This window comes from Pseudomonas sp. MYb13 (assembly GCF_002980075.1).
GTDB lineage: Bacteria > Pseudomonadota > Gammaproteobacteria > Pseudomonadales > Pseudomonadaceae > Aquipseudomonas > Aquipseudomonas lurida.
This window is the reverse complement of record NZ_PCQI01000017.1, coordinates 22,227-45,292: the sequence shown is the minus strand read 5'-3', so window position 1 is coordinate 45,292 and position 23,066 is coordinate 22,227. Positions and strand designations below refer to the sequence as shown.

General features: G+C 56.1%; 25 protein-coding genes. 5 read left to right on the top strand and 20 right to left on the bottom strand.

All coding sequences use genetic code 11. The features are described 5' to 3' along the window. The first annotated feature begins 179 nt into the window (after positions 1-179). The 3 genes from CQ002_RS23685 (at position 180) to CQ002_RS23675 (ending at position 3,123) form a co-directional block, all read left to right on the top strand. A complete protein-coding gene (locus tag CQ002_RS23685) occupies positions 180-1,808 on the top strand; it encodes a VWA domain-containing protein (RefSeq protein WP_105161440.1) in 1,629 nt (542 codons plus the stop codon). Between the two features lie 152 nt (positions 1,809-1,960). Beyond that, positions 1,961-2,533 (top strand): RNA polymerase sigma factor, encoded by a 573-nt coding sequence (locus CQ002_RS23680; protein WP_105161441.1) that lies wholly within the window; start codon positions 1,961-1,963, stop codon positions 2,531-2,533. Then, positions 2,530-3,123 carry a hypothetical protein gene (locus tag CQ002_RS23675; protein ID WP_105161442.1) on the top strand — a complete coding sequence of 198 codons (594 nt, stop codon included), beginning with the start codon at positions 2,530-2,532 and terminating at the stop codon, positions 3,121-3,123. The genes CQ002_RS23680 and CQ002_RS23675 overlap by 4 nt, the downstream gene beginning before the upstream one ends. Before the next feature lie 580 nt (positions 3,124-3,703). Here the strand turns inward: CQ002_RS23675 and CQ002_RS23670 are convergent. The 4 genes from CQ002_RS23670 to CQ002_RS23655 all read right to left on the bottom strand — a co-directional run bounded on the left by CQ002_RS23670 (position 3,704) and on the right by CQ002_RS23655 (position 8,013). Continuing rightward, positions 3,704-4,462: a KilA-N domain-containing protein gene (locus tag CQ002_RS23670; protein WP_105161443.1), complete on the bottom strand. Its 759-nt coding sequence runs from the start codon at positions 4,460-4,462 to the stop codon at positions 3,704-3,706. Between the two features lie 1,104 nt (positions 4,463-5,566). Beyond that, positions 5,567-6,463 (bottom strand): hypothetical protein, encoded by an 897-nt coding sequence (locus CQ002_RS23665; RefSeq protein ID WP_105161444.1) that lies wholly within the window; start codon positions 6,461-6,463, stop codon positions 5,567-5,569. A 9-nt stretch (positions 6,464-6,472) separates the two neighbouring features. Beyond that, on the bottom strand, positions 6,473-6,976 hold the full coding sequence (locus tag CQ002_RS23660) for a hypothetical protein (RefSeq protein WP_146117480.1): 504 nt from the start codon (positions 6,974-6,976) through the stop codon (positions 6,473-6,475). Positions 6,977-7,362: 386 nt separating this feature from the next. Further along, the gene (locus CQ002_RS23655) at positions 7,363-8,013 is read right to left on the bottom strand and encodes a DCL family protein (RefSeq protein ID WP_105161446.1); all 651 of its coding nucleotides are present in this window, start codon (positions 8,011-8,013) and stop codon (positions 7,363-7,365) included. Positions 8,014-8,739: 726 nt separating this feature from the next. Between CQ002_RS23655 and CQ002_RS23650 the strand changes: the two genes are divergently transcribed. Continuing rightward, entirely contained in the window at positions 8,740-11,334 is a 2,595-nt protein-coding gene (locus CQ002_RS23650) for a hypothetical protein (RefSeq protein WP_105161447.1), read from the top strand. A 323-nt stretch (positions 11,335-11,657) separates the two neighbouring features. Continuing rightward, positions 11,658-12,065 (top strand): hypothetical protein, encoded by a 408-nt coding sequence (locus CQ002_RS23645; protein ID WP_105161448.1) that lies wholly within the window; start codon positions 11,658-11,660, stop codon positions 12,063-12,065. 248 nt (positions 12,066-12,313) lie between these two features. Here the strand turns inward: CQ002_RS23645 and CQ002_RS23640 are convergent, their stop codons facing one another. The 16 genes from CQ002_RS23640 to CQ002_RS23570 form a co-directional block, all read right to left on the bottom strand. Further along, complete coding sequence (locus CQ002_RS23640) at positions 12,314-13,105, bottom strand: hypothetical protein (RefSeq protein ID WP_105161449.1); 792 nt, start codon at positions 13,103-13,105, stop codon at positions 12,314-12,316. Positions 13,106-13,307: 202 nt separating this feature from the next. Further along, positions 13,308-13,730 carry a hypothetical protein gene (locus tag CQ002_RS23635; protein WP_105161450.1) on the bottom strand — a complete coding sequence of 141 codons (423 nt, stop codon included), beginning with the start codon at positions 13,728-13,730 and terminating at the stop codon, positions 13,308-13,310. Between the two features lie 48 nt (positions 13,731-13,778). Beyond that, the gene (locus CQ002_RS23630; protein WP_105161451.1) at positions 13,779-14,381 is read right to left on the bottom strand and encodes a tail assembly protein; all 603 of its coding nucleotides are present in this window, start codon (positions 14,379-14,381) and stop codon (positions 13,779-13,781) included. Positions 14,382-14,393: 12 nt separating this feature from the next. Next, the gene (locus tag CQ002_RS23625) at positions 14,394-14,774 is read right to left on the bottom strand and encodes a hypothetical protein (protein WP_105161452.1); all 381 of its coding nucleotides are present in this window, start codon (positions 14,772-14,774) and stop codon (positions 14,394-14,396) included. A gap of 106 nt (positions 14,775-14,880) precedes the next feature. After that, positions 14,881-15,489 carry a hypothetical protein gene (locus CQ002_RS23620; RefSeq protein WP_105161453.1) on the bottom strand — a complete coding sequence of 203 codons (609 nt, stop codon included), beginning with the start codon at positions 15,487-15,489 and terminating at the stop codon, positions 14,881-14,883. After that, positions 15,486-15,794 carry a hypothetical protein gene (locus tag CQ002_RS23615; protein ID WP_105161454.1) on the bottom strand — a complete coding sequence of 103 codons (309 nt, stop codon included), beginning with the start codon at positions 15,792-15,794 and terminating at the stop codon, positions 15,486-15,488. The genes CQ002_RS23620 and CQ002_RS23615 overlap by 4 nt, the downstream gene beginning before the upstream one ends. Then, positions 15,791-16,153: a hypothetical protein gene (locus tag CQ002_RS28210; protein ID WP_146117479.1), complete on the bottom strand. Its 363-nt coding sequence runs from the start codon at positions 16,151-16,153 to the stop codon at positions 15,791-15,793. The genes CQ002_RS23615 and CQ002_RS28210 overlap by 4 nt, the downstream gene beginning before the upstream one ends. Next, positions 16,150-17,763: a DUF927 domain-containing protein gene (locus CQ002_RS23610; RefSeq protein ID WP_234010373.1), complete on the bottom strand. Its 1,614-nt coding sequence runs from the start codon at positions 17,761-17,763 to the stop codon at positions 16,150-16,152. Before CQ002_RS23610 ends, CQ002_RS28210 begins: the two co-directional genes overlap by 4 nt. Next, positions 17,735-18,043 carry a hypothetical protein gene (locus tag CQ002_RS23605; protein WP_105161455.1) on the bottom strand — a complete coding sequence of 103 codons (309 nt, stop codon included), beginning with the start codon at positions 18,041-18,043 and terminating at the stop codon, positions 17,735-17,737. The genes CQ002_RS23610 and CQ002_RS23605 overlap by 29 nt, the downstream gene beginning before the upstream one ends. A 100-nt stretch (positions 18,044-18,143) precedes the next feature. Next, on the bottom strand, positions 18,144-18,653 hold the full coding sequence (locus tag CQ002_RS23600) for a hypothetical protein (protein WP_105161456.1): 510 nt from the start codon (positions 18,651-18,653) through the stop codon (positions 18,144-18,146). Continuing rightward, positions 18,650-18,913, bottom strand: a complete 264-nt coding sequence (locus tag CQ002_RS23595) for a hypothetical protein (protein ID WP_105161457.1) — start codon at positions 18,911-18,913, stop codon at positions 18,650-18,652. The genes CQ002_RS23600 and CQ002_RS23595 overlap by 4 nt, the downstream gene beginning before the upstream one ends. 475 nt (positions 18,914-19,388) lie before the next feature. Beyond that, complete coding sequence (locus CQ002_RS23590) at positions 19,389-20,063, bottom strand: KilA-N domain-containing protein (protein ID WP_105161458.1); 675 nt, start codon at positions 20,061-20,063, stop codon at positions 19,389-19,391. Then, the gene (locus CQ002_RS23585; protein WP_105161459.1) at positions 20,060-20,365 is read right to left on the bottom strand and encodes a helix-turn-helix domain-containing protein; all 306 of its coding nucleotides are present in this window, start codon (positions 20,363-20,365) and stop codon (positions 20,060-20,062) included. Before CQ002_RS23585 ends, CQ002_RS23590 begins: the two co-directional genes overlap by 4 nt. Further along, positions 20,366-20,626, bottom strand: a complete 261-nt coding sequence (locus CQ002_RS23580; protein WP_105161460.1) for an AlpA family transcriptional regulator — start codon at positions 20,624-20,626, stop codon at positions 20,366-20,368. Positions 20,627-20,758: 132 nt separating this feature from the next. Beyond that, entirely contained in the window at positions 20,759-21,640 is an 882-nt protein-coding gene (locus CQ002_RS23575; RefSeq protein WP_105161461.1) for a hypothetical protein, read from the bottom strand. A gap of 180 nt (positions 21,641-21,820) precedes the next feature. Further along, positions 21,821-23,056 carry a tyrosine-type recombinase/integrase gene (locus CQ002_RS23570; protein ID WP_105161462.1) on the bottom strand — a complete coding sequence of 412 codons (1,236 nt, stop codon included), beginning with the start codon at positions 23,054-23,056 and terminating at the stop codon, positions 21,821-21,823. Positions 23,057-23,066 lie beyond the last annotated feature (10 nt).

The window sequence follows — 23,066 nt, the reverse complement described above, 5'->3', positions numbered from 1 at the left end:
ACCGAGCCCCACTGTGGGCGGGGGCTTGCCTGCGAAAGCGGCGTGCCAGTTGATACATCATCAACTGACAGACTGCATTCGCGGGCAAGCCTGCTCCCACAGTGACTGTGGTTAACCCGAATCCTGTGCGCCTTGCGTCTGACCTAGTGAACGGATCATTCATTCACGAGGCTCAGCCCATGTCCCGTCCTTTGCTTTTCCTGCGTCCTGCTGCCCAGGGCTTCGCCGTTACCTTGCTGGTGACGCTGGCCGGTTGTGGGCTGTCTTCCTCCCCCGATGTGGCCAAGCCTGCGGAACTCGCGCCCGTCGCTGAACTGCAAAGCGCGCCGCCCCAGGGCGCCATGGTCAAACGCATGGCAATGCCTGCACCCATGCGGATGCAGGAGTCCATGGCCATGGACTACCGCAGCGAACCCCGCGAGCAATACCAGCACCTGCCGGACAACCCGGTGCATCGCGTGGCCGAAACCCCGGTGTCCACCTTCAGCGTCGACGTCGACACGGGCAGCTACGCCAACGTCAGGCGTTTCCTCAACCAAGGCAGCCTGCCGCCCGAAGGCGCTGTGCGACTCGAGGAAATGGTCAACTATTTCCCCTACCGCTACGCACTGCCCACCGACGGCTCGCCCTTTGGCGTGACCACCGAAGTGGCCGCCACCCCATGGAACCCGCACACCCAGCTGTTGCGCATCGGTATCAAGGCGTCCGACCGCGCCGTGTCGGAGCTGGCGCCGGCCAACCTGGTGTTCCTGGTGGATGTGTCCGGCTCCATGGACCGCCGCGAAGGCTTGCCGCTGGTCAAAAGTACGCTGAAGTTGCTGGTGGACCAGTTGCGTGAACAGGACCGTGTTTCGTTGGTGGTGTATGCCGGTGAATCCCGGGTGGTGCTCAAGCCCACGTCCGGTCGAGACAAGGTGAAGATCCGCAACGCCATCGACCAACTCACTGCCGGTGGCTTCACCGCCGGCGCATCCGGTATCGACCTGGCCTACCAGATGGCGCGCGAGGGCTTTATCGACAAGGGCATCAATCGCATCCTGCTGGCGACCGACGGTGACTTCAACGTGGGCGTCAGCGACTTCGACAGCCTCAAACAGATGGCCGTCGAGCAGCGTAAAAGCGGTGTGTCCCTCACCACCCTGGGCTTCGGCGTGGATAACTACAACGAACACCTGATGGAGCAATTGGCCGACGCCGGTGACGGCAACTACGCCTACATCGACAACCTGCGCGAAGCCCGCAAGGTGCTGGTGGATCAACTCAGCTCGACGCTTGCCGTGGTCGCGCGCGACGTGAAGTTGCAGGTGGAATTCAACCCGGCGCGGGTCAGCGAATATCGCCTGCTTGGCTATGAAAACCGCGCCCTCAAGCGTGAGGATTTCAACAACGACAAGGTCGACGCTGGTGAAATCGGCGCAGGGCATACAGTAACGGCGTTGTACGAAATTGTGCCCAAGGGCGAGAAGGGCTGGTTGGAACCCCTGCGCTACGCAGCTGCGCCTGCGGCCGGGGATCAATCCGCTGAGCTGGCGATGCTGCGTGTGCGCTACAAGTCGGTTGCGGGTGGCAACAGTCAACTGATCGAGCGCCCCATCGGCAACGAGTCCGCCCCGGCCAGCGACGACCTGCGCTTTGCGGCAGCAGTGGCCGCGTTCGCCCAACAGCTCAAGGGCGATGGCCGCTACACTGGTAGCATGAGCCTGCAGGACACCGCCGCGCTGGCCCGCTCGGCCCGAGGCAGTGACCCGTTCGGCCTGCGCAATGAGTTCGTGCAATTGGTGGAGCTGGCCCAAAGCCTAAAACACTGATCGTGCACGCAGCGACGACCCAGTATGGGCGCTGGCGTGCCTGCGATAGCAGCACTGCGGTGTGACTGAAACGCCGAAGCGTCTGCATCGCAGGCAAACCCGTCGCCTACGGGTAATCTGCATCGATCCATCAAAAGGAGTTCGCCACCTACATGGTCGTACCCGATGATTCACCCAGCGACGAAGCGCTACTGGCTCGCTACCGAACCGGCGACAGCGCCGCGTTCGAAGCCTTGTACGCGCGGCATCGCCAGGGCCTCTACCGATTCCTCGTGTCCCTGAGCAACAAGGCCGAACTGGCCGAGGAGATCTACCAGGAAACCTGGCTCAGCCTCATCCGCAGCGCCACCCAGCCACAGGGCCGGGCGAGTTTTCGCACATGGTTGTTCCAGATCGCCCGCAACCGCCTGATCGACTATTGGCGCAAGCACGGCATCCACAACCCGCTGCATGACAGCTATGACGAGCAACTGCACGCCCAGGCCGACGACAGCGCCGGCCCCGAGCAGCAACTGAGCCTGAGCCGCGACCAGGCCCGCCTTGACGCCGCACTGCAAGGCCTGCCCGAAGACCAGCGCGAAGTCTTCCTGCTGCGCCTGCACGGCGACCTCGAAGTGCCGCAAATCGCCGCCCTAACGGGTGCCCCGCTGGAAACCGTCAAAAGCCGCCTGCGATACGCCCAGCAGAAACTGCGCCGCCTGCTGGCCGAGGAGATACCCGCATGACCGACTCCCGACACATCCCGGACCCCGACGACGTGCTGCTCCAGCACATGCGTCAACACAGCACCGGCGAGCCGCCCACGTCCCTCGACGCCTTCATCCTCGCCACCGCCCGCCGCGAAGCCCCGGCCCCGCAACCGAGCCTGTGGCAACGCTGGCTGCAAGCCTGCCAACGGCCACGCTGGCAAATGGCATTCGCCACCGTCGTAGGCCTGGCGCTGATGATCGGCGTAGTCATGCGCGAGCCTGTGCCACAACCCCAAATCGCCACCGCGACCTTCTCCGCGCTCCATGAGGAAGCCGCGCGCCCCGCGCCACCCGCGATGTCTGCACCGGCCCCCGTGGCCCGATCGGCCATCGCACCCCAGGCAGAGAGCGCGCAAGTCATGGGTTCGATGGCAGATGAATCAACCGCCAAGCTCAGCAAGCGCGCGCCGGTGGCGTTGCCATCGCTGGAGGCGGGACTTGAGGAGATTGTGAACCTGCGTGCGGCTGGGCAAAGCAAGGCGGCGGATGAGAAGCTGCTGGCGTTGCACAAGCGCTTTCCCGGGGAAGATTTGCCGGCGCTTTTGGAGGCGTTGCAGAAGCGTTGAATCGCTGCGTACAAAAAAGCCCTAGGTCGTTTGAGCTGGGGCTTTTTTTATCGTGTCCCGGCGCCGTTTGAACCTGGAGGTGATGTTCCCGTTTTTAGAGGGCTTGGTCTTCTTCGGTTTTCAAAGGGATACACCTGGGGATACACGGTGCTGCCTGCTGGGGTGTTTTCGGCCGGTTTCACGCTGGCTGAAAAAGCTGTCGAAGTTCGTTGCTCCATCCCCGACGAACGGTAACACCATCTTGATAACCCCGCCGCCGGTGCAAAGGAATGGTCATCACCACCATTCCTTTGAGGGATCAGTCCATAAGTGGTCCGATTATCTCGCTCCTCACTTTTGAGGAGCCATCGTCACGCTTTTGCGGCGATTGCGCTGGCGCCGTGTGGCACTTCCACCACAATGAGGTGTTCTTGCCATCCCCCGCGCCATCACCACCCCGGTCCAGGGTAGTGGTCATTCATAGGGAAAGTGTTGATGGCCACCTTTGGACTATTCCATCTCATAGGAGGCCGGCTCCCTAGAAAGGGTTCCATCAAGTCGACCGATGCCGGTATTTCGGCATCGTTTTTAAATCAAATGGTTACGCTAGCTTTTCCAGGAGTGCAGGTAGGTATTGTAGCGCCACCGGGTCTTTTTCCTGAAAGTATGACCGGCATCGTTGTGGAATCCAGGTCCCGTAGAAGTACAGTCGGAAATCACTTAAAAGCTCAATGGGGTAAAGCCGGGCGTCGACAACACGTCCATCCAGATACTGATGTTGATAATTTGGAAAATCTTTTGGCTCGATGCCTTTCTCTTTACGCAGCCAACCAGAAAACATTCTCCCGCTAGAGATGTCAGGGATCATATTTTCCGGCAGAACGTACCCGTCAGCCTCTAACGGAGCAATCAGAGCCAGAACAATTTCATTGAGCATCGAAAAGTGTGTGTGGGGAATCTTCGCTCTGTTTGCGATATATCGCTGTAGATGCACAGGGATACGCGCGGCATTTTTTGGAGATACCCCTCCAGCCATCCATTCGGTAATCCACGCAGTCACTTGGACAGCGAAATCTGCCGATAGCCACTGAGCAAGGTGGAGAGCTACCTGGGGATGCACCCAGGTACCTTGGTAATTTCCGCCTTTTACTGACTGTACCAAGACCGCAATTGGTAGCTTGAGCGATCTAGACAAAGCCTCAAGAAAGTCACTATTGGTCTTTGTCGTATGGTAGTGGCTAAATTTTTTATCCGCGGCCTGGCACATAGCTGTGGCGTTGATGTATCCATCTACGGCGCGCTGGTGGATAAGGTTGCCTTCCATTTCGTGCGGAATAACAGGCAAATCCATTTGAACCATTTTGTTCCCCTCGGGCGATAAGGTGACTGTCCTGCACCCAGATGCCCTGGAGTACTAGGTTAGCCGAGGTCTTCGGCGTCACACTGAGCTCTTATACCGGGTCTAGTGGCACTCGGCTATTGCCCTTTAGGATTGTGTTCCTTGCTTTGGTGGGAAGTTGTCTATTGCGAACCTCCCATTGGGGCTAAGCGCCAATGGCTAGGAGATTCCGGAAACGCTCTACGTGTCTTCCTGAGGCGTGAGCCCGGTTCCTTTTCGGTAGGGAAGGTGCTGCATACCACCGGGGTAATGGTAGTTCCCCTCCCAGGGTAAACGACTCGCTCATCACCTGCTCCGACCTGCTGTCACGTCGCTGGAAGCCCGGGTAAATACTTGACGAGCATCAAGCGCCATCAAGCTACTTTTAAAGCTGTAAGCCTTGTATTGCTTGGGCTGCGGGGCGTTCGGCCGCGGTCTCTCTGGAAAAATCCGTCTAGGGTCTGTCTAGTATTGCTTGGCGCGCTAAGCATTTGTATGGTCCGGTATTTGACCACCCCATCCCGCCAACGGGGCCTTGATATTGATCGGGCAGTTACCTTGACGGCCCCCTCCTAAATTCTTGACGAGGCTGGTGCTGGCCAAGCTAAGCGAATGCCCGCAAAGCATTGCCCTGCGTGGCTTTCAGCGTTCCCACTGCCAGAGGCGCCAGATCAATCCGTCAAGACCTGTCTAAAATTTCGTCAAGGCTGGTCAAGGATTCTGGCGGCGTTTACCTGGTGCTGCCCTGGGCCACTGGTCCCGCAAATGACCGTCGCGGTTCTCCCCGATTCTGGACGAGGTAGCTATCCAGTCGCTTTCCGGATCTGCCGCCAGCCAGTGCTGGCAATGGCTCCTGGGCGGATTTTGATGATCCGCGGCCTCCACATCTGTCCAGAGCCTGTCCAGAATCAGTCTGGGGTATGAGACAGCAAAGCCCTGCTCTTTGACGGACGCCGCCCGGGATAAGCCTCAGACGGCCATCCGGTGTGGATTCCGTCTCATGCCTGTCTCACCATTTCGTCAAATCAGGGTAAAAGAACCATGAGGTGTTCCCAGAGATTTCAGACCGGGCCGTATGCCTGTCCACTAGGGTTGTGCGGCGATCTTCCGCTTGGAGTTCGTTTGAAAGCGGTTGCCCGAGATTGGGGACTGGTAGATATCCTCATCTAGAAAACGCAGCAGTGCTTTGAGCCCTTTTTTGTCATCAGGAAAAACGAGCTTCATTTGCCCCCCGTTCTCGTGAACACCAATCTCGATATCAAAACCAGCTGCTGCAGTCCGCAATTCTTCAGGAGTACAGGCATCAAGAATTCCCTCTTGATTTATGAAGGTGACTTTCTTGCGAATCCAGTTATCAATATTTGCGTCAAGCCATACGGAATTAAAACCATGAAATTTATCTTCGTTGAAAAAGCTCTCTATCTCTTCTTTTGTACTCTCATGGTAGTAGGCGTCCATTTCAAAAAGTCTCCTAGTGTTATGGAGACTCACAAAACGCAGTTGAGTAAGAGCATTGTCGGTGGTGGCCTGGGACAAAATAGCTGTCGGTTTGTTATCTAGTGTGATGCCAATACCCCCAAGACGGCGGAAGGTATCGTTATCAAAAAAAAGCGCGAACTTCCCAGCTGTTATCGCCTGTCGTCGATCGAAGGCCTGAATCATCACAGTAGTTACACCGTTGTCGGTGAACCCCCCGAATATACCCTTGATAGCGCCGAGACCTTCTTCAGAAGGCTGCCAGGTGTTGGTATCCTGAGGTGATCGGACTGCCGCAATCACACCATCGATGTCGTCGAATCCTTCGATCACTAGCAACTCGTCATCGTCAGGCCTGTAGCGCGCATCGAACGGTACATCTGTTTTGTTGTGTGTGAAACTGGAGATTTGACGGCGGAATTCTTCCTCAAGGTCGTCCTGCAGATCTCTGGTCGTCACAACCCTCAGAATGCGTGGTGTTGAACTAAGTAAAACGAAAAGGTCCATCCATGACTCCTATGATGTTTCAAGAACAGTGTGTGAGGTTATGTAAGTTATTGTTCCAATGTCGGCTGGTTTAGTAATGACATTCCTAGTAATTAGTAGGAGGTTGCCACCATTGCTGAGCTGTACTTCATAAAATTTATAGCCGCAGATTGCCAATACTGGGTTTGCGTAAAATGATTTCGATACCCAGATGAATACAAAGAACATTAGCGCAAAGAATGCGAAAGTTGCAGGGTCAAGAAAATATTTGCCGCCACCCAGTACGGGCAGCATATAAGCAACAAAATAGCCAGATATCTCTTTGTCAGCAGGTTTTATTGAGGCGGCCGTAATAGTTGTTATATTCAGTTTGGCAGCCGAAGCTATAATGATCTGATGGCAAATCGCACATAGCGAAAGAGAGCAAAACAACACAAAAATTGCCCACAATATCTGGTCATTGCTCTGGTATAGCAAGAATGAAAGTGTGAAGCCAATGGGCGCAATTGTCGTCAGAACCAATGCGAACTTCATGAGGATACTAAGCATATTCAGCCCTTCCAGCGCCGGCCTCAAGCAGCCTGGCGACTCCGTTGGATAGAGCTAGCATAGTAAGGCATTTTACTGTGTATCCATACAGCATCGAGCTATCCCTCGCCCTTGAGTGCCACAATAGTGTAGCTGGCTGCATTTTATGTCAAATTGCCATCTTTCTACTTCTGAGAGTCGCTTCGTTGGGTCATTGGGAAGCGCAGTGTGAGGTTTATCGGCGTGCCCCACCCTCGGCCGCCGGAAACCACCGCGGAACAAATAATTAACAATCTCGGAGTCACTAGAAGACATCACCTACTAGGTTCGCGTCAGCCCTGCACAAGGGGAGGGCTGGGCGTTGGATAGGTCGCCCGTAGCGACCTAATTTTTCATCGCACGTATTTTTTAAAGATTTCGAGTTTTGCGACTGACGCATGGAATTCGATGAATTCACGAGCCATCGCCGGATCAGTGAAAACGGTTTGGTACTGCATATCCTGACTTACGGTCACCATTGAGGGGGTGATAGCTAGGTTTTTTGCCTGAATGAATCCCGACACAATGTCCCTAAATCGCGGCTCGGTGTGGCGATATTCTGACGTGTGGATTGTCGTCAACTCGCCAGTTTTCACGCAGCGTACTCCGCTCGGCGAAAAATCAAATAGCTGCTGTTTTTGGTGCATTAATTCAGGCACAACGGAACGCCTACAGGCTTCATAAAACCCATGCCGCAGACCGGGAGCCCGGCCCGTGATACAGGCGGGATAGCCGAAATCCGTTTTTTTTCCGTCGACCCGCAAAACATGGAAGCAACTTGTAGGATGGTCAGGCGATCTTTGACGATAAAAAGCTTGAACGCCCGCTCCGATTTTTTCATCGGCTTCGGGGTGGCGCTGCAAGAGTTCGTAAAGGATGTCTTCGTCATCAGAGTTAAGAAACTCCCCATCACCGTACCGCGCGAGCATGGCCTTGAAAAATGCCGTCGCCTCTCCTTGGGTCGCAAAAGTTCGACTTGGCAGCACAACGGGTTTAGCAGGCATACAGTTGTCCTTTTTGGGCTGGGCTCCGGGGCGGAGATACACTCACCAGAATCAACGTAGCACAGACTTTTTTGGACGTGATGTTTCGACATCATCGGCAACAACCTTGCCTGGCTGGAATGGACACAGATATCTGAGCTGGTCGGGGAGAGTATTGAGCGTCGCTCTCTATGCTTATTTGTATGGTCACAACCAAAGTGGCCTGGTTGCCAGTGGAAACCACTGAAAAACCCTGGAACCCACAGTGGAAACCAGCGCCTGGCAACCATAAATTTTGATAACTGGCTGGCCGTCTGGTTCGCACCAGGTTCGCGTAAGAGGGTGCGAACCTCAGTGCGAACCTGCTGCAGGTACACGCCCAGAATACGTACTGACCTGCGTACTTCCTGTGGTCAATTGCTGGGTATTTTCGATAATCCATTTCTGGGCGCTGCAGTGCCAAGCGATTCGGTTGCTTGAATCCAATGAGGGAAAACACGCTCGTCGGTATTGGCTTCGGTCTTCCATGGGCTGTTTCGAAAAAAGCACTCGATGCGCCATAGTCGAATGAGAAACGTCCAAAAGTGATGGACATCGCTATGGCGATCCATAAGAGCATCAAGACAGATCGATTCTGTGGATGCTTAGCGACCGATTATGCTTTACGACATTTTTAGCCTGTGAAAAAGAGTCGTAACTGACCAGTAGAAGGCAAGAACGTTTTCGACCGAACTGAATGGAGTGAGTATGTCGGATGAAATAGGACCGGAATTGACAGGGCGGCAAAAATCTCGCCCTTTGAGAGTCGCCTTTTTGGTGGAACCCGGCGAATATGCGGATCTCGTGCTCGATGGAATATTTGCTGATTGCTATTTGAGGTGGGGAGGGCGGTTCAGTCTTATTGTCCCTTGCGCAAACGGTAGGATTGCTGATGACTATTGGCAATGGCTGGAGGTTTTTGATCCGGACATTGTTTACTCCTATGTGGAACTGACCAAGGACGAAATTTTAGAGATTCACGAGCGCCTGGTACCAGCGGACTATATTTTTCATCGTCTGGACGAGGCTCCTAGATTAGATTTGGCTGGCTTTCGGCCGCGAACTGATTTCCCCGCTCTCTCTTCACTGTCAGCCGTATTTCGGCTAGGCCGACATAGCCCCTTGGCCAACGGGCCAAAAATCAAAATCATCGACAGTTGGCATACGGAAAGGCCAACCCGGTTCCTGACGGACAACTTTGGCACCTACCACACCTCTGCGGCCACGGGAATTTACCCAAATGATGCCCGTACAACAGCTGGTTTGTTGACGGTGGTTTCGGATGAGTATTTTCAAAACCGTAAGTATGCGGTGCCTAACGACCTCGATCGCATTGCATCTGAGAAAATGGCCTTTGCGGAATTTGTGGCCGGCCACGCAACGAGTATGAGCCAGCTATCGGCCTTGTATGCCACACGCCTTGAGATACGGGATAGGCGCTGGAGTGGAAAATTTAACTTAGTGATTGGCGAATCATTCGATGACCGGCTTCTATTCTGGAATGCGCGGTTAATGATCCCTACATGGCTTGATAACGATATTTGTTGTTTTCGGTTGACGTTCGAGCAACTGAAAGACCAGGACATGTTTAGTCAGCTCGTTGCAATGATCAACAGACGAAACCATGTGAATGACGGAACAGGAGGGCAGTCGCAGCTACAAGTTCGCTCGGCGTCACATAGTACTGAAGATCTCGCTGAGGTTCTCGATATGCTTCGTGCGGCAAAAGTATGGAGCTCCTTTGGGCCCGCTGAGGTTATTTTGGGCGGGCATGTGATCCCGAGCCCAGATTCGCTCCGGCATGCAAGGGAGCTTGCCCAAGTCGTGGACGCTCGATTTATGGGAGGGCAATGGCACGACTTTCGATGGAGATCGCCATTTGCTCACCCTCCAGCGATAAGGCCCGAACATCTGAATGATGCCCCATCGGGCCAATCGTTTACGCTCGGTTTGTGGGCGATGGATCTACGCTTCGAGTATGAGCGGGATAAGCCTAATCTGAGTCAGGAAAATTTGTGGATGCTGCCTAAGCGATGGCGGATGGCAGGCGCCTTTCAGGCCAAATATGTGATTCGCCGTATGGAGCATAACAATCTCCCTCCAATGCACCGAACGAGTAAGCATGGCAACTTAACGTTGTTTGTAGGTGTCAATCGCGCTCTCGAATCCATTGCAGTTCCCACCATCGAGCAGGCCATCCGGCATGCGTTATGCTTTAGCTCTCTTAAAAGTGATGCTAGTGCCGCTGATCCACCGTTGGTATCGTCGAAAGTAGCTTGGATGCGGGCGTCAAACGAGACCCCTCATTTAACTGGCGTTCTCGGCATGACCGGGGGGCTAATGAGTGCGAAGAACCTATTACTGCATCCCTTTTTACAAAATATGTTTGCTGGGTTGGGTGGGGCACCTAATCTTGCAGATGCCGATGTCCATGCTACTGCCAACTCTCTTGTGAAGCGTGCGCGACGCAATCCAGTATTCGATCTGCAACTTGAAGATGAGCGCATAGCTTTAGCGGCCCTAATCGTCAAAGCAGCGCAGTCAATCAAAGCTCCCAAGATGCATCTGGCTCTCGATTACCTACGTAACAGCTGGAATGAGCACAGAGAGCGCTATTGGGCGGAAAATCCCGAGAGGAGATCAGGTGACGAAGAGGAACTCAGCAAGTGGGATCTTCGAGAACAAGATGCCCTAAATGATCGGCTCGCGGAAATGAGAGCGCGCCGGATGCTCTTTCAGGGGTATCCGTGGATCTGTACAGCGTGCCAGCATCGTAACTGGACAGACTTTCAAGCCTTAGCTCCGTCTCTTGCATGCGATATTTGTCGGACCAAATCGGAACTGCCTTTAGGGATTCCTTGGCACTTCCGGCCGAATGAGTTCCTTATTGAAAGTCTTCGTTCTCGTAGCGTGTTGTCGTTGATCTGGGTTCTTTCAGCTCTATGCAACCGGGCTCAAGCTTCCTTCATCTACCTGGGACCAACATGCTTTGGTTACTCCCACGACACCCGAAATCCGGATTCGGAGGCGGATCTACTGGCTCTTATTGACGGCGAGTCGATCGTCTTTGAAGTGAAGTCGGCCTGGCGCAGTTTGCGTGCAGTGCATATCGAGGACTTCGTCCGTCTTGCAAAGCGCCTTAGGCCAGATCGAGCGGTATTGGCAGTGATGGAGGAGGGTAGGAAACTAAATAAAGAGCTCGATAAGGCAGCGAACGACCTCAAGGAGAATGGTATTGAGTTCGAGCTTTTAACGCCGACAAATTACAGTGTTCAGGATGATCCTATGCTCACCTGCTATTAGCAAGTATCGCTAAATATGGTGTGTTATTGACTGCGTAAACGCCAGGATGAGCCCACGCGTGCTGGTCAAGCGCGCGTCGGGCTTGCGCGAAGTATTGCGAGAAACCGCGTCGACCGCCACTAGACGCGTCGCCCCCCCATGGGGTTGTTTCGCAAATTGGTCACTGATGGTGGTCACCGCGCTTGGTCACTACCCTGGCTCCGGCGTGGATCAACGCCAAACTGTGGATACCAGAGTGGATACCGGCCGATCTGTTGCTCGATTGTTGAAGTCTGTGAGGGATGCCGCTATTAGTTACTTTCAACCCAAGCAGGAAGCGACGCATGCCCACAGAAACAATAGATCTCGTTGAAGCTCGAACAATGGCTGACGAGATACGTCGGTTGTACGAACATTTAGATGTCCTCATGCGCGAGGCAGGAGGTCGAAAGTCATTCTCCCCACACGAGATTGCTTCGCTTCAATCTAGGTTGAAGTCGATCAAGGTAGAAATCAAAACTGCGGCCAAGCACGGAACCATGTCTCGGCGAAAACAAGTACAAACGCGTTTGGAAGAAATGTACTTTGGCCCAGGTCTTCGTGCCGCGTCGGCCAATTTCAGGCTCGCCGTTAATGCGAATCCAGCGAGTGACAAATGGGTTCGCGAGCTGTACGACCCGGCTGGGGATCTCTCTTATACGCTTCACAACCTCGAGGCTCATATTCTCGAAGAGGAGCAGTCGGAAACCTGACAAAACTTGACATCGGATCGAGTGCGCAAGCCCTGTCTCGATGTCGAGAAATGTTGGGGCCAGGCTGACCTAAAGCCAGTGGCAACGCTCGCGGCCTGTTAGCAGAAGTTAGTGCAATGAGAGCTTGTATAGCCTGGCAGCCTGCTAACACGTACCGACATTTTGCGAGTAGCAAGTATCTTAAGGCGAGTGCTCGTCCAAAAGGGAGTACGGCCCTTTTGTGTCCCCGCTAGGCGTCGTGGCGCATGTCACAATGCACCAGCGAGGATTTCGCTTTCATCGCTTGCTAAGTTATTACGTAGTGCGTCTGCCAGTTCCTTTGACTCGCGTGCGGCTTCGTTCAGGTACTCTCTTCTCACCACTTTTATGCAACATCCAACGTGGTTAGGTATGTGTGCCGAAAATAGAAACTCGCTTTTTTGGACTTCTTTAAGTACAAGCTCGCCTTCTGGATTCCTCTCACATTCGAATAGTGGCGAATCGACAACGATGATTGGGAAGGCGAACGCTAAACGAGCAATTTGACCCTCGCCACTGTCTTGCGCCAAACCGTGGCAAGCTTTTAAAGCTGCTATCGCAGCGCTGAAGGCCTGGTCGTTCTCGCCCCCCATTGCTTGGCGAAAGCCATAACCTCCTCGATCAGGTCGCTCTATGTAAGCGCTGAGTAAGGGAAGTTCGCGTCGTATTCCCTTCGATATACGCTTCGCCAGCACCTCGCGAGCGACACCAGATTTAACCCCAAAAGAATTTATTCTGTTCACGTGCTTTAGCGCATCATCGGAAATGAATATTAACCAGGGCTTTTGAGCCGACTTGCACTCGACGACAAAAGAAATGTCCACGATCCCAACCCAATCAGGATCTTGCGCGAGCACATCTATTTCTCGCCCCTTGTCTGCTTGGGGGTCGGCAAAAGTGGCAGATTGTCTAACGTCGAACCCTGCCTCGCGAAATGCCGCCGCCGCTTCCATTTCCAACGGGAAGCCGGTCTTCTTTAGCCATTCAGTGATGTTCTTGGTTAGCGTGCTAGGTTCCTTCATGGCATCACCTCAATTTAAAATGGGCTTATGTTGGAGCCGGGCGACTCCGTGACGGAGATCCCTATGACGGATGGTAACCAGACGGGGTGGTTACCTGAGTGGTTACCAGCAATGTGGCGAAACAGACGATTTGGTCTGAGTGAGACCATATCGTCTGTCTCAAAGCGTGACAAAACCGCCCGAAGGCGGCCCTATCTTTTCGCTACAGCGTGGTGGGGAGAATGTCTAAAACACCGTCACCGCTGGTTGATATTCTGTAGTTTTTCACCTTTTCGCCACCGACGATTACCTCTCGCTCTTGCCTGTCCGCGCCCATCCCGCAGATGCCGCTTCCTTGGTATGCCGCACCGACAACAACAGACCCTGCTGGGACGTGGAGGGAAACCCTCTCTCCCGGCTTGAGTAACGCCGCCATTTTTCCGTCTACGAAAAGGCCAACCGAGCAAAGGCTTCCCGTATGGCCCGAGTCGCGGGTCACCGACAACGTGCCTGTGCCTGGCACGTCTTTCTGGTATGCAAGAACCCTTTCAGGCGGTACCGCGACAGCGTTTTTGATTGGCACCGGGGAAGTGGCACAGCCTGCCATCATGGCAACCAGGGCGGCAACAGCGGTAATTTTCAGCATGAGAGCTCCTTTCCATGAGGCGGCCACTTTAGCACCGCCCCGTGGCTCCTACATCTGGTCTTCAGCGTAGATGGCTGCGCTGATGATTGCGCCACCCCACCGGCGGCGGCCTGCGCAAAGCGGAACTGGATTGCCGGATGCAGTGGTGTTCTTGGCGCTGCCGAAGGCGTAGCCGGGCGTGTTCTCGGGCGCCGCGCTGGTCTTCAGACCGCCGGCCTGAGGGCTGAGCATCTGAATTATTCCGCCGATCGACATTGCAGCGCCTGCCGAATACAGAAAAGGTGACGCGGCAGCGAATGGGGTGAAAGACAGCACGTATGCTGCTGCAATCAATATCCCGCCAACAATGGTTTGAAGAGAGCCTGCGCGCTTACTGCCGGTGATCACGGGCGCAATGATGATGTCGCCTGCGCCCTGGAAACCCAGCTCTGTCTCTCCGACATTCTTCTTGCCCACGAACACTGCAAACTCCAGACCTCTCGACTTGGCATTGGAGATAAATCTCTCGAGCCCGGGGATCTGCACGCATAAGGCTTTTATGGCTTCCGCCGGCGTGCGGACGGCGAGCGGGTAAGACTTTCCGAATTGTCGCAACTGCGCGCAGAGCCTGATGTTTCTCATTGGGGTGTATTCAATCGAAAGTGCGGCCATGATTTGTTTCTCCTACTTGTCGCTGGTGTTGTGGGTTGGTACTTCGGCGCCGATCTGCATGGCGAGCATCATTCGGGATGCCATGGCGTCATCACGGATAGCCCTTTCGCGGCGCGGGTCTGGATTCCACGCCCAGCAATGGGTTGACACAAACGCTCGAGCGAACGGCTCTATCGGCTTCATCAGATCTGCTGCTACACAAGCCTCGTCCTCGGTGTAATACGGACCGTCGATCTCCTTACGGCCACCCTTGACGATGTGGTCAACGCCCCAGACGTAATACCCCGCCACCGCTTTCGGGTTGATCGCGAAATCAGTCACCTTGCACGCCTCGACGAAGCGCTCCCGGTGCGTGGGCGCCTGGCCCGTTGTGTTGCTGTTTTGGTCTGTCATGGTTTCCTCTTTGCGCCGCTGGCGCTGGTCATGGGCTGGTGCCCGGCGGTGTTGCTCGGTGTCGCGCCACGTTTTCGTGATTCGCAAAACGTGGCGCGGAAAATGGTCAGTTGGCGACGATGCTTAGGGCGGGCGGCAGCTTTGGGCCGAACGGCGCACCAAGGGCGAATGGGTCGGGCAACTGATCTTCTGGGCATTCCCTGAGGAACCGGGTCATGGCGGTGTGGCAGGCGCGATACAGCGGGCCTCCGGCGCCCCATTCGTCGCTCTTGCGGTCGGCGCTGTCCTCCAGTTGGGATAGGTACGCCACCCCGCGAAGGCTGGTATCACCGTCGTCGCTGGCCTGTTGGCGATGTACTGAGTTGACGCCCAGCAGGTCGCACATCTGGTCGAAGCCCAGCGCCTGCGCCAACCCCTCGCGGTCGAACATCAGTGATTGGCCAAACCCAGCAAGTGCGCTCCACGCTCCGCTGCGGATGGCTTCTTGGTGCTCCTGGGCTCGCTCCTCCAGTTCAGCAATGGTCTGCCGGGTGAATGGGAGAAACGCTTTCAACTTTCCCGCTTGCCGACGTAGGGCTCGCCGTTCGCTGCGGATAACGTCTAGCTGGTCAGTAATGGCGCGACATATTCGCCGGGTGGTGATGAGCTGCGTGGTGGCGCTAACGCCAGGCTTCAAAGCGATGTTGCACAAGCGGGTGATAAGGCTGGGCGTCATTGGTGGGCCTCCATAGTTGTGGCGTCGTAGTTGTCGCGCAGGTGGGCGCCAGCCGTGCAATGGCGGCTGATGGGTGCGTAGCAGCTCCGACAAACCATGATGTGGTTGAGGTATTGGTCACGGGCTTGACGCCATTCGGGCGTGGCGGTGGCGGCATTTGCGTGTGGGCTTGTGATGAACCGGGGAGTGCGCTCGACAGGGTTGGCCAGCACCAGGCGCGGACGAGGCCGGCTATCCACTTTTGGCGAGTCGACCCCAGCGATAGCTGGCGGAATGTGATTGAGCAGGCCGGAAAGGAGGCTCATACCGTCACCTCGGCCTGATCGCTGGCAATCCTGTGTTCCTGTGATTTCAAAAACACCGGCAACAGCGGCAACAATGGCAACAGCCGCGTAAACCGTGGCCTCCAGGCGCTATCGATGCTGCCAAACTGTTGCCACCGGTTTTTTACCGGCAACAGTGATAACCAAATGAAGGGAAGGTGTGGGTCTCTTATGTTGAAAATGAGGTGTGCGTTGCCAGTTGTTGCCACTTTTTTTATAGGGTGGCAACGGCTGTAAGCCACGCCACACAAGGCCGTTGCCGGTGTTGCCACTGTTGCCAGTGATTCTAGGTTCCTGTGAACTTGGGCAATCTTGATTGCTGGTCTTTGAGGGGCGTTCATACGCCACCGCCTTCACGATCCATGATGTCTGGATCGATCACATAGAGACGAGCCTGGCCACCACCAGGGAGTCGGTAGTTTTTGGTTTTACGCTCGTTGTCACGGCGTGCGATGACGTTAGCGCTCTCCAGAGCTTTGATGATGCGAGACAGGCCATAGCCGTGCGCCGCCTCGATGAGCGCCGGCTTGTTGAACAGGTACAGGCGGTTGGTGCCCACCAGCTCCCAGTAACCGGCCCGGTTGAAAACCTTGGTGTCAGGCGTTTGATCGTCGACATCTGAAAAGCGGCTGCTACCGTGGCGATCGATAAAGTCCAGGATGCCAGCCAGTATCTGACGGTCTTCGGCGTTGCCGCTGCCAACCCGGCTGAGCCATTCGCCATACAGCAAACGGCAGTCGGCGAGGGCGGTACCCGGCACCCAAGGCAGCAGGCCATACGCGATTGCCATTTCACCGGCCAGTGCGATCACCGCGAACCGATCAGCTACGCGCCCAGCTTGGGCGTTGTCTTCTACAAAGCTGGCGCGAACGCCGGCGAAGTCTTCCAGCAGGCCCGTGCGGTCGTCGCTTTCGAGCAGCTTCTCGACAAAGGCCGGCCCAAGGTGGCCATGGTGGGCGCCGACCGCCACGGTGAGCTGCCGGTGGAAGTCAGCGCCCTCAAGCCCGTGCAATTCGTCGAAGGCCCGGTGTGTGCGTGTACCGGCGTTCACGTCGACCATGCGCAGCTCGGCGCCAGCATGGGCGGCATTGCCGGATATGGCCGCGTGTTCAGAGAGTGAGCGCTCGCCGCTGGAGAGTGTCAGCAGGCGCCAGCTCAATTTGGCGCGGCCTTCGCGCTCACGGGTCATGGTGCCTTTACCCTGGCCGTTGGCGAGGGAGTAGGCCATTTCCTGTACGCGTTTGGGGTCGGCGCGCTTGATCTCATCCAAGGGCAGGATGGTGTCATTGCGGCTCGACGCTTCGATCTCCAGGCCGCCTTTGGTCATGTCCCAACTGGCGGCGAACACGCCCGGGTCACCCCATACCGACGATCCGATCAGTTGCGCCAGCGACTTACCGCTCGAGCTATCGCCCACAAGGTGAACACCACCGCCCAGCACGCCCACCAAACTCAGCAGCGGGCCAGCCAGTGAGCAACCGATCGCCAGTGTCAGCACCGGGTTGCCCGCGCACTTGGCGGCCACCTCCGATTGCCACAGCGCCAGCTCGCCGCGGCGACTGAAAAGTACCTGAGCCTTATTGCTGGCCTGGTACCGCACATTGGCGCTTCCGATGGTTCGCCCAGGAAGCACGAACGCGCCCGACTCATGCCAGCCCGGCCGGCTGGTGGTGGCAAACACTTCTGCTGGATGTTGGTCGAGCAGGTACTCCATGAACGTGCCGCGTTTCTTGAGGGCGATAATGACGCCCATCCCGAACAAGGCTCGCCGGGCGTCCTCGCCGCTGCCGCCGAACACCTCCATGGCGATGATCCATTCTTTGATGCCGCCCTCTGTGACCAGGCGCAGCAACCGGCCTTCGCTGCCATCGTCGCTGTTGGTGGTGCGGGCGACGACGGTGACGGGGCTTGAGATCCACTCATCAGTGATAGGCCGGTCGCCGGTACCCATGGCCGACCTCCCGGCGATCAGCGCCAGAAAAGGCCCGGCAAACTTGACCGTTGTTCACACCGTGCCAGCGGGTAATGTCGTCGATTGAGTCAACCAGACAGGCCGTCACCTGAGCGCCAGCACTGCGCATAACAACGCGCCCGCACTCGGCGTCGGCCTCGGTCAAGAATGGTCCCAGCAATGCCTTGGGCACCTTCGGGTGCGTGACGTAAAACAGTTCGGCGGCTTTTTTCAGGCAAGCCGATCCCGTCGACGCAGATGCGCCGTTTTGAATTTTCATGCTTAACCTCTTAGGTCAGTGCGTCGGCGGTTCGCGTGAGTACGCGATGGACAAAATGTGGGGCTGATAAAAAAGATCGAATGTGAACGCATGTGTTGGCTCATAGGGCGACCTCGCGGTATTGCTGAGCGCCGCCCAAGTCGTCCGATCCGAATAGGCCTTGATTGACGGCCTTCCGGCTTTCCAGCATCAGATCGTGTTCATCATGCGTTCCGACGCCCGGCGCAACCCAGTCAGGCAGTTCCTTGCGGCGCCGCATCTCGTTCAAGTGCGTCCACCACCGGGTAGCGTGCGTGCGCTCGGCAGAAATCGCCTCGGCCACCTCGTTACTGCGCTGGTCCTGCAGGTAGTGCGGCAATGGCGCTGCCTTCTGCGCTTCGCCGTTCGCATCATCCAGCTCGTTTTCCATGCACTCACACCACTGGTAAACCTTGGTGTTCCAGTCGGTTATCTCAATAGTGCCCAACTGCGCGAAGGCGTGAGGCGTGCTGTCTTCGGGGAAGGTCTCAAGCATCAGCGTGAAGATTGCGCGCACGCTCTCGAGCGCACTGGTCACTTCGTACAGATCCTGGACGCCGGTCTCGGCTATTTCCTTGTAGGAACGGCTCATAGGCCCCCCCCGGCGCCCAAGCCAGCGCACCCGGACAGAGCGGCGGAAATTGCGTCGCGGTTGCAGTCGGCGGTGTTGGCACCGTCAGCGGCTAGGTTCCACGCGACATCTACCAGATTGCGGACGTGCTGACTCGTGCCCTTGTCTGCCAATGCGGCATAGAGAACGGCCTCAACCTTGCGCAGGGCGATCTGGGCGCTCTCGAGATCCTCAAGCGTGTCGTGGGCGATTTCTTGGATGGTGCGGGCGGGAGTATTCATTGCGCACCCTCGGCAGACTCCAGGGTACGAGCGATGGCCATGTGGGAGTTGTAACGGGCGAGACGAACGGAAAGTGATGAGTTTGCGCGGAGGGCGCTCAGAGCCATGCGGCGGTGAGCAAGTGCGCGAATTGCGGACGGAATGAGGGCGTGATTCATCGGTACGGCTCCTAACGTTGAGGAACCGCCACTACCTGCTGCAAAACAGAATTGGGTGGCGGCTGTACGCAGGTTTGCAGACCGGGACGTTAGGAACCCGGCGCGCTCGAGAGCGCCCCACGCACAGCCACCATAAAACGAAATAGCAGCCATGAAAAAAGCGCCAGCTTTCGAGACGGTGGCGCTTATGCGCCTAACGATATTCGGGCTGCAAAACCCGATCGCTGAATTTGCAGCGACGGGCAAACCATACCGACGAGCGCGATTGCTTGCAACAAAACCTATCGACCGTTTATCGCTGATCATGAGCATAGCTGTCATGCGGCATCACTCCTAAGGTGCTTGGCCGTTAGGCTTTGGACATAGCGCAGTAGGGATGCTTTGCGGGCTGCGAAGTCCTTGCCCTGGCCGATCAGCAGCACGTCACGGATCTCGATCAGGGTGACCAGCAGCAATTCATGCGCCGCGAGCTCGCCGCGATTGCGGCCGGCAAACTCGCCAGTGATTACCTGGTTGATGAGCTTCGCTTCGTTGATGAAGTGGTGGCGCTGCGGAGTTTTGCCGTTCTCCTCGTGGGCGATCGCAAGTGCCTCACACAGCCCGCGATAGCCGACGGCCGATTGCTGGCGGGCCTGCTGCCAGTTGGCCTGGTCAGCGCGTACTAGTGCGTCGATCTGCTCGTCGCACCAGATCTCAAAGTCCACAGAGAGCCAGCGGGCGAATTTCACAGCCAGCTTCGGATGGAGCCAGGTACCGCTGTTGGCAGTATTGCCTCGACGGGTCGTAACAAGAGTAATGCGGGATTTTCCCGTATTACTCTCAACCATCCTGCTCGCCAGTTTCTCTATGTACTCCTCGGTGGAGCCGAGACGCAGCCACTCGTTGGGAACCTTATCGAAGCGGGCGGCTGCAACGGTCGCGTTGATCCAACCGTCAGCATTGAAGTTGATGACCTGGCCCTCGTATGAGAGGGGGACAACACGGGCGCTCATGCCGCCACCTTCGCGCCTGGTTCAGCGATCAATGTGTAGACGGCAACACCACGGTGGATGCGGCCCCATTCGTCCGTCATCGTGATTCGGTTGGTGATGATCTTGTAGCCGGCACTGCGCAAGTCGCAGATGCGGGCACCAGGACGACAGATGTTCAGCTCGCGCATGATGGTGAACGTGTCAGCAGGCCCCTTACGAAGACGCGGAACAAGCCGTACTAGTTGGGCGTGGTTACTGGTATCGTAGAGTTGAGTTTTTTCTGGGCTGGCCTTATTGGGTTGGCCTTTTTTTTGGTCGGCCATTTATGCAGCCTCCCCTCGCAAGGCGATGCGTTGGCGCACCCAGGCGTGGACCTCGGCCAGCACAAAGCCAACTGGGGAACCGCGCGACTTGCTGTTGCTCAGCGGCACAGGGCGGGGGAACGTTGGGTCGTCTTTGAGACGTTTGTAGACGGTGGCACGGGCCAGGCCAGTGATGGCCTCGACCTCGGGAAAGCGAATGATTGTGTAGGTAGGGTCGAACTGGGGAGTGGCGGTGCCTTGAATTGGGCTGATATTGCTCATGTCTGTATCCCGTTGTTTATGGCGACGGGATATAGGTTGATTGCCCAGCAATGGAAGCGACAGACCAGCCTGCGCGCAGACTGTACAGTTAGCGCGGATACCGTACTGTATGCGCGCAGAGTGTAAGGGCGGCTAGACTTTTCGTCGCTCGTGATCCGCGACCCACCCATAGAGCGTTCTTTCGGTGACACCGTAGTCTTTGTGTTTGTTTCGGGCGAACGCTGCCCGGCTACTGAAATTCGACCCTGTAGACCTCCAGCAAAGTAAGGCTTTAAATTTACTCTGGCTGGTTTCCTTGTGGCGAGCGCTGGCAGCTAGGCTCGCTGCTAGCGAAACCTTTTGCTTCGCGAGCTCTTCAATGCGTTCGGGAATTCCTTTTTCATTGTCGAGCAGGAAGAATTTGATCCTCTTCCGAACCTCGAGACTGTCCTGTAACTGCTCTGCTCTACAAACGATTTCCATAATATCGACCGCTTCGTTGCCGAGCACCGTCATGCGCGACATGGGCTGGCCAACCCATAAAACAGTAGGCCAGTCCTCACCTTGATATGTCTGAACAGCACGGGTTATCAGCGTCAGCGCCAACACTGCAACATATTCATAAAACTTTGCGTCTGGGAAGTCTTGGTCATCAAGATCGAATTCTTTTAGCGCATCCTCCAACGCTTCAAGCGGCTCGGTATTCTCCTCCGACGGGAAGTCAAGCTCGTCTGGATCGATTCCGCTACGACGCTCCTCAACCAGCTCTCTTAGACCGTGTTCGGTTCGATCTTCGGAACGCAGATGGCGCAGGACTGCCCCGCCGTTTTCTATTTGACGCCGAATCCAAGCCTCTTGCTGTGTGTAAAAATACTCGTTTACAAGCCACTCGATGGTTGATGACGCCACTCTAATTTCGCTCTCGGATCGGCGATCAAGCATGAGCTTCGCGCGCGCCTGCAGGCCACGCAGACGATATATTTCCAGGTAGGGCACTTCATCCGTTATTGCGTCAAACTCTTTGTCAGCGCTCACAATAAACCTTCTTCCAGAAGCTCCCGAATGTAATAGAACGGCTGACCAGGCGGATGGGAAGTCCGCTTTTCACCCCGTTGGGCTAGGCCAGCCAAAACCGTTGCTTGCTCGAGTACTGGCTATTTGAACAGTAATGGCATCCAGTCTATATCTGTCTATGCAGGCAATGGAAGGCCCGCATCAGGCACGCTTGATCGACACGACATTACCCTTGGCTAAGGTGTCTAGATGGTCGGCATACCATTGCATCATTGTGGCGCGCTGGGCCAGGTACTGAGCTTTGTTGTAAACACCCGCTATGCCTTGCTTGATATGCGACAGCTGCGCCTCGATGTGGTTTTCGTCAAACCCGTGCTCGTTCAGAATTGTCGAGGCGATGTGACGGAAACCGTGCCCGGTCTGGCGGCCTTCGTAGCCGAGGCGACGTAGAGCCATCAGAAAGACCGTGTTGCTGCGGGGCTTAGTGGTGTCGCTTCGACCAGGGAACAACATCGGGTAGGCACCAGTGAGCACCTGCAGATTTCGCAGAAGCTCGACTGCCTGGATTGGTAGCGGCACCAGGTGTTCGCGTCGGCGTTTCATGCGCTCGGCCGGGATCGACCACAGAGCTTTATTTAGATTGAATTCCGACCATCGAGCTTCGCGCAGTTCAGAAGGTCGACAGGCGAGCATGGAAAGTAGGTGCAAGCCGATCCGCACGTCAGCGGTTCCGTATGCCCTGATTGCGCGTAAGAGAGCCGGAAGCTCTTCAAGGGATACATGGGCATAGTTCTCGGCCGGCTTGGTTAGCAGGAATTTATGCAGCCCCTCCAAAGGGTTGTGAGTGGCTCGGCCTGTTACTCGGGCCAGGTCGTAAATCTCCCGGCACATGCCGCGTACGCGGCTGGTCTGTTCAATGATGCCCTTTTGTTCCATGGAACGTAGGAACTCCATCCACTCCATGGGCAGGATCTCAAGATAGATACGCTTACCGAATACCGGGAAGACGTGAAGTTCGAGCGCGCCAATCATTCGCACGGCGGTACCGGCAGTCCAGCTCAAGCGCTTGGAAGCGTACCATTCCCGCGCCAGCGCTTCGAAGGTCTGGCTAGAGGCTTCAGCCTCTGCGGTCTTTCTGGCTCGCTTGGTGGCAAGGGGGTCTCCGCCCTTGGCGGCGTCCTCTCTCAGCACAGCCGCCTTCTGTCGGGCCTGTGAGCCGGATAACTGGTGGTCGCCCGTGCCATAGCCGCCCAAGCCAAGCCATGACCACTTGCCGTCTGGCTTCTTGTAGCGCAGTTGCCAAGACTTGTTACCGTCTGGGCGCACTCGCAGATACAGAGCGTTTCCGTCCAGCTCCCGGTATTCCTTGGCTTCAGGCTCCAGGGTGGCTAGCACGGTGTCGGCTAAAGGGCGGCGTTTTATCTCGCTGCGCTTCATGTTTTTTGTA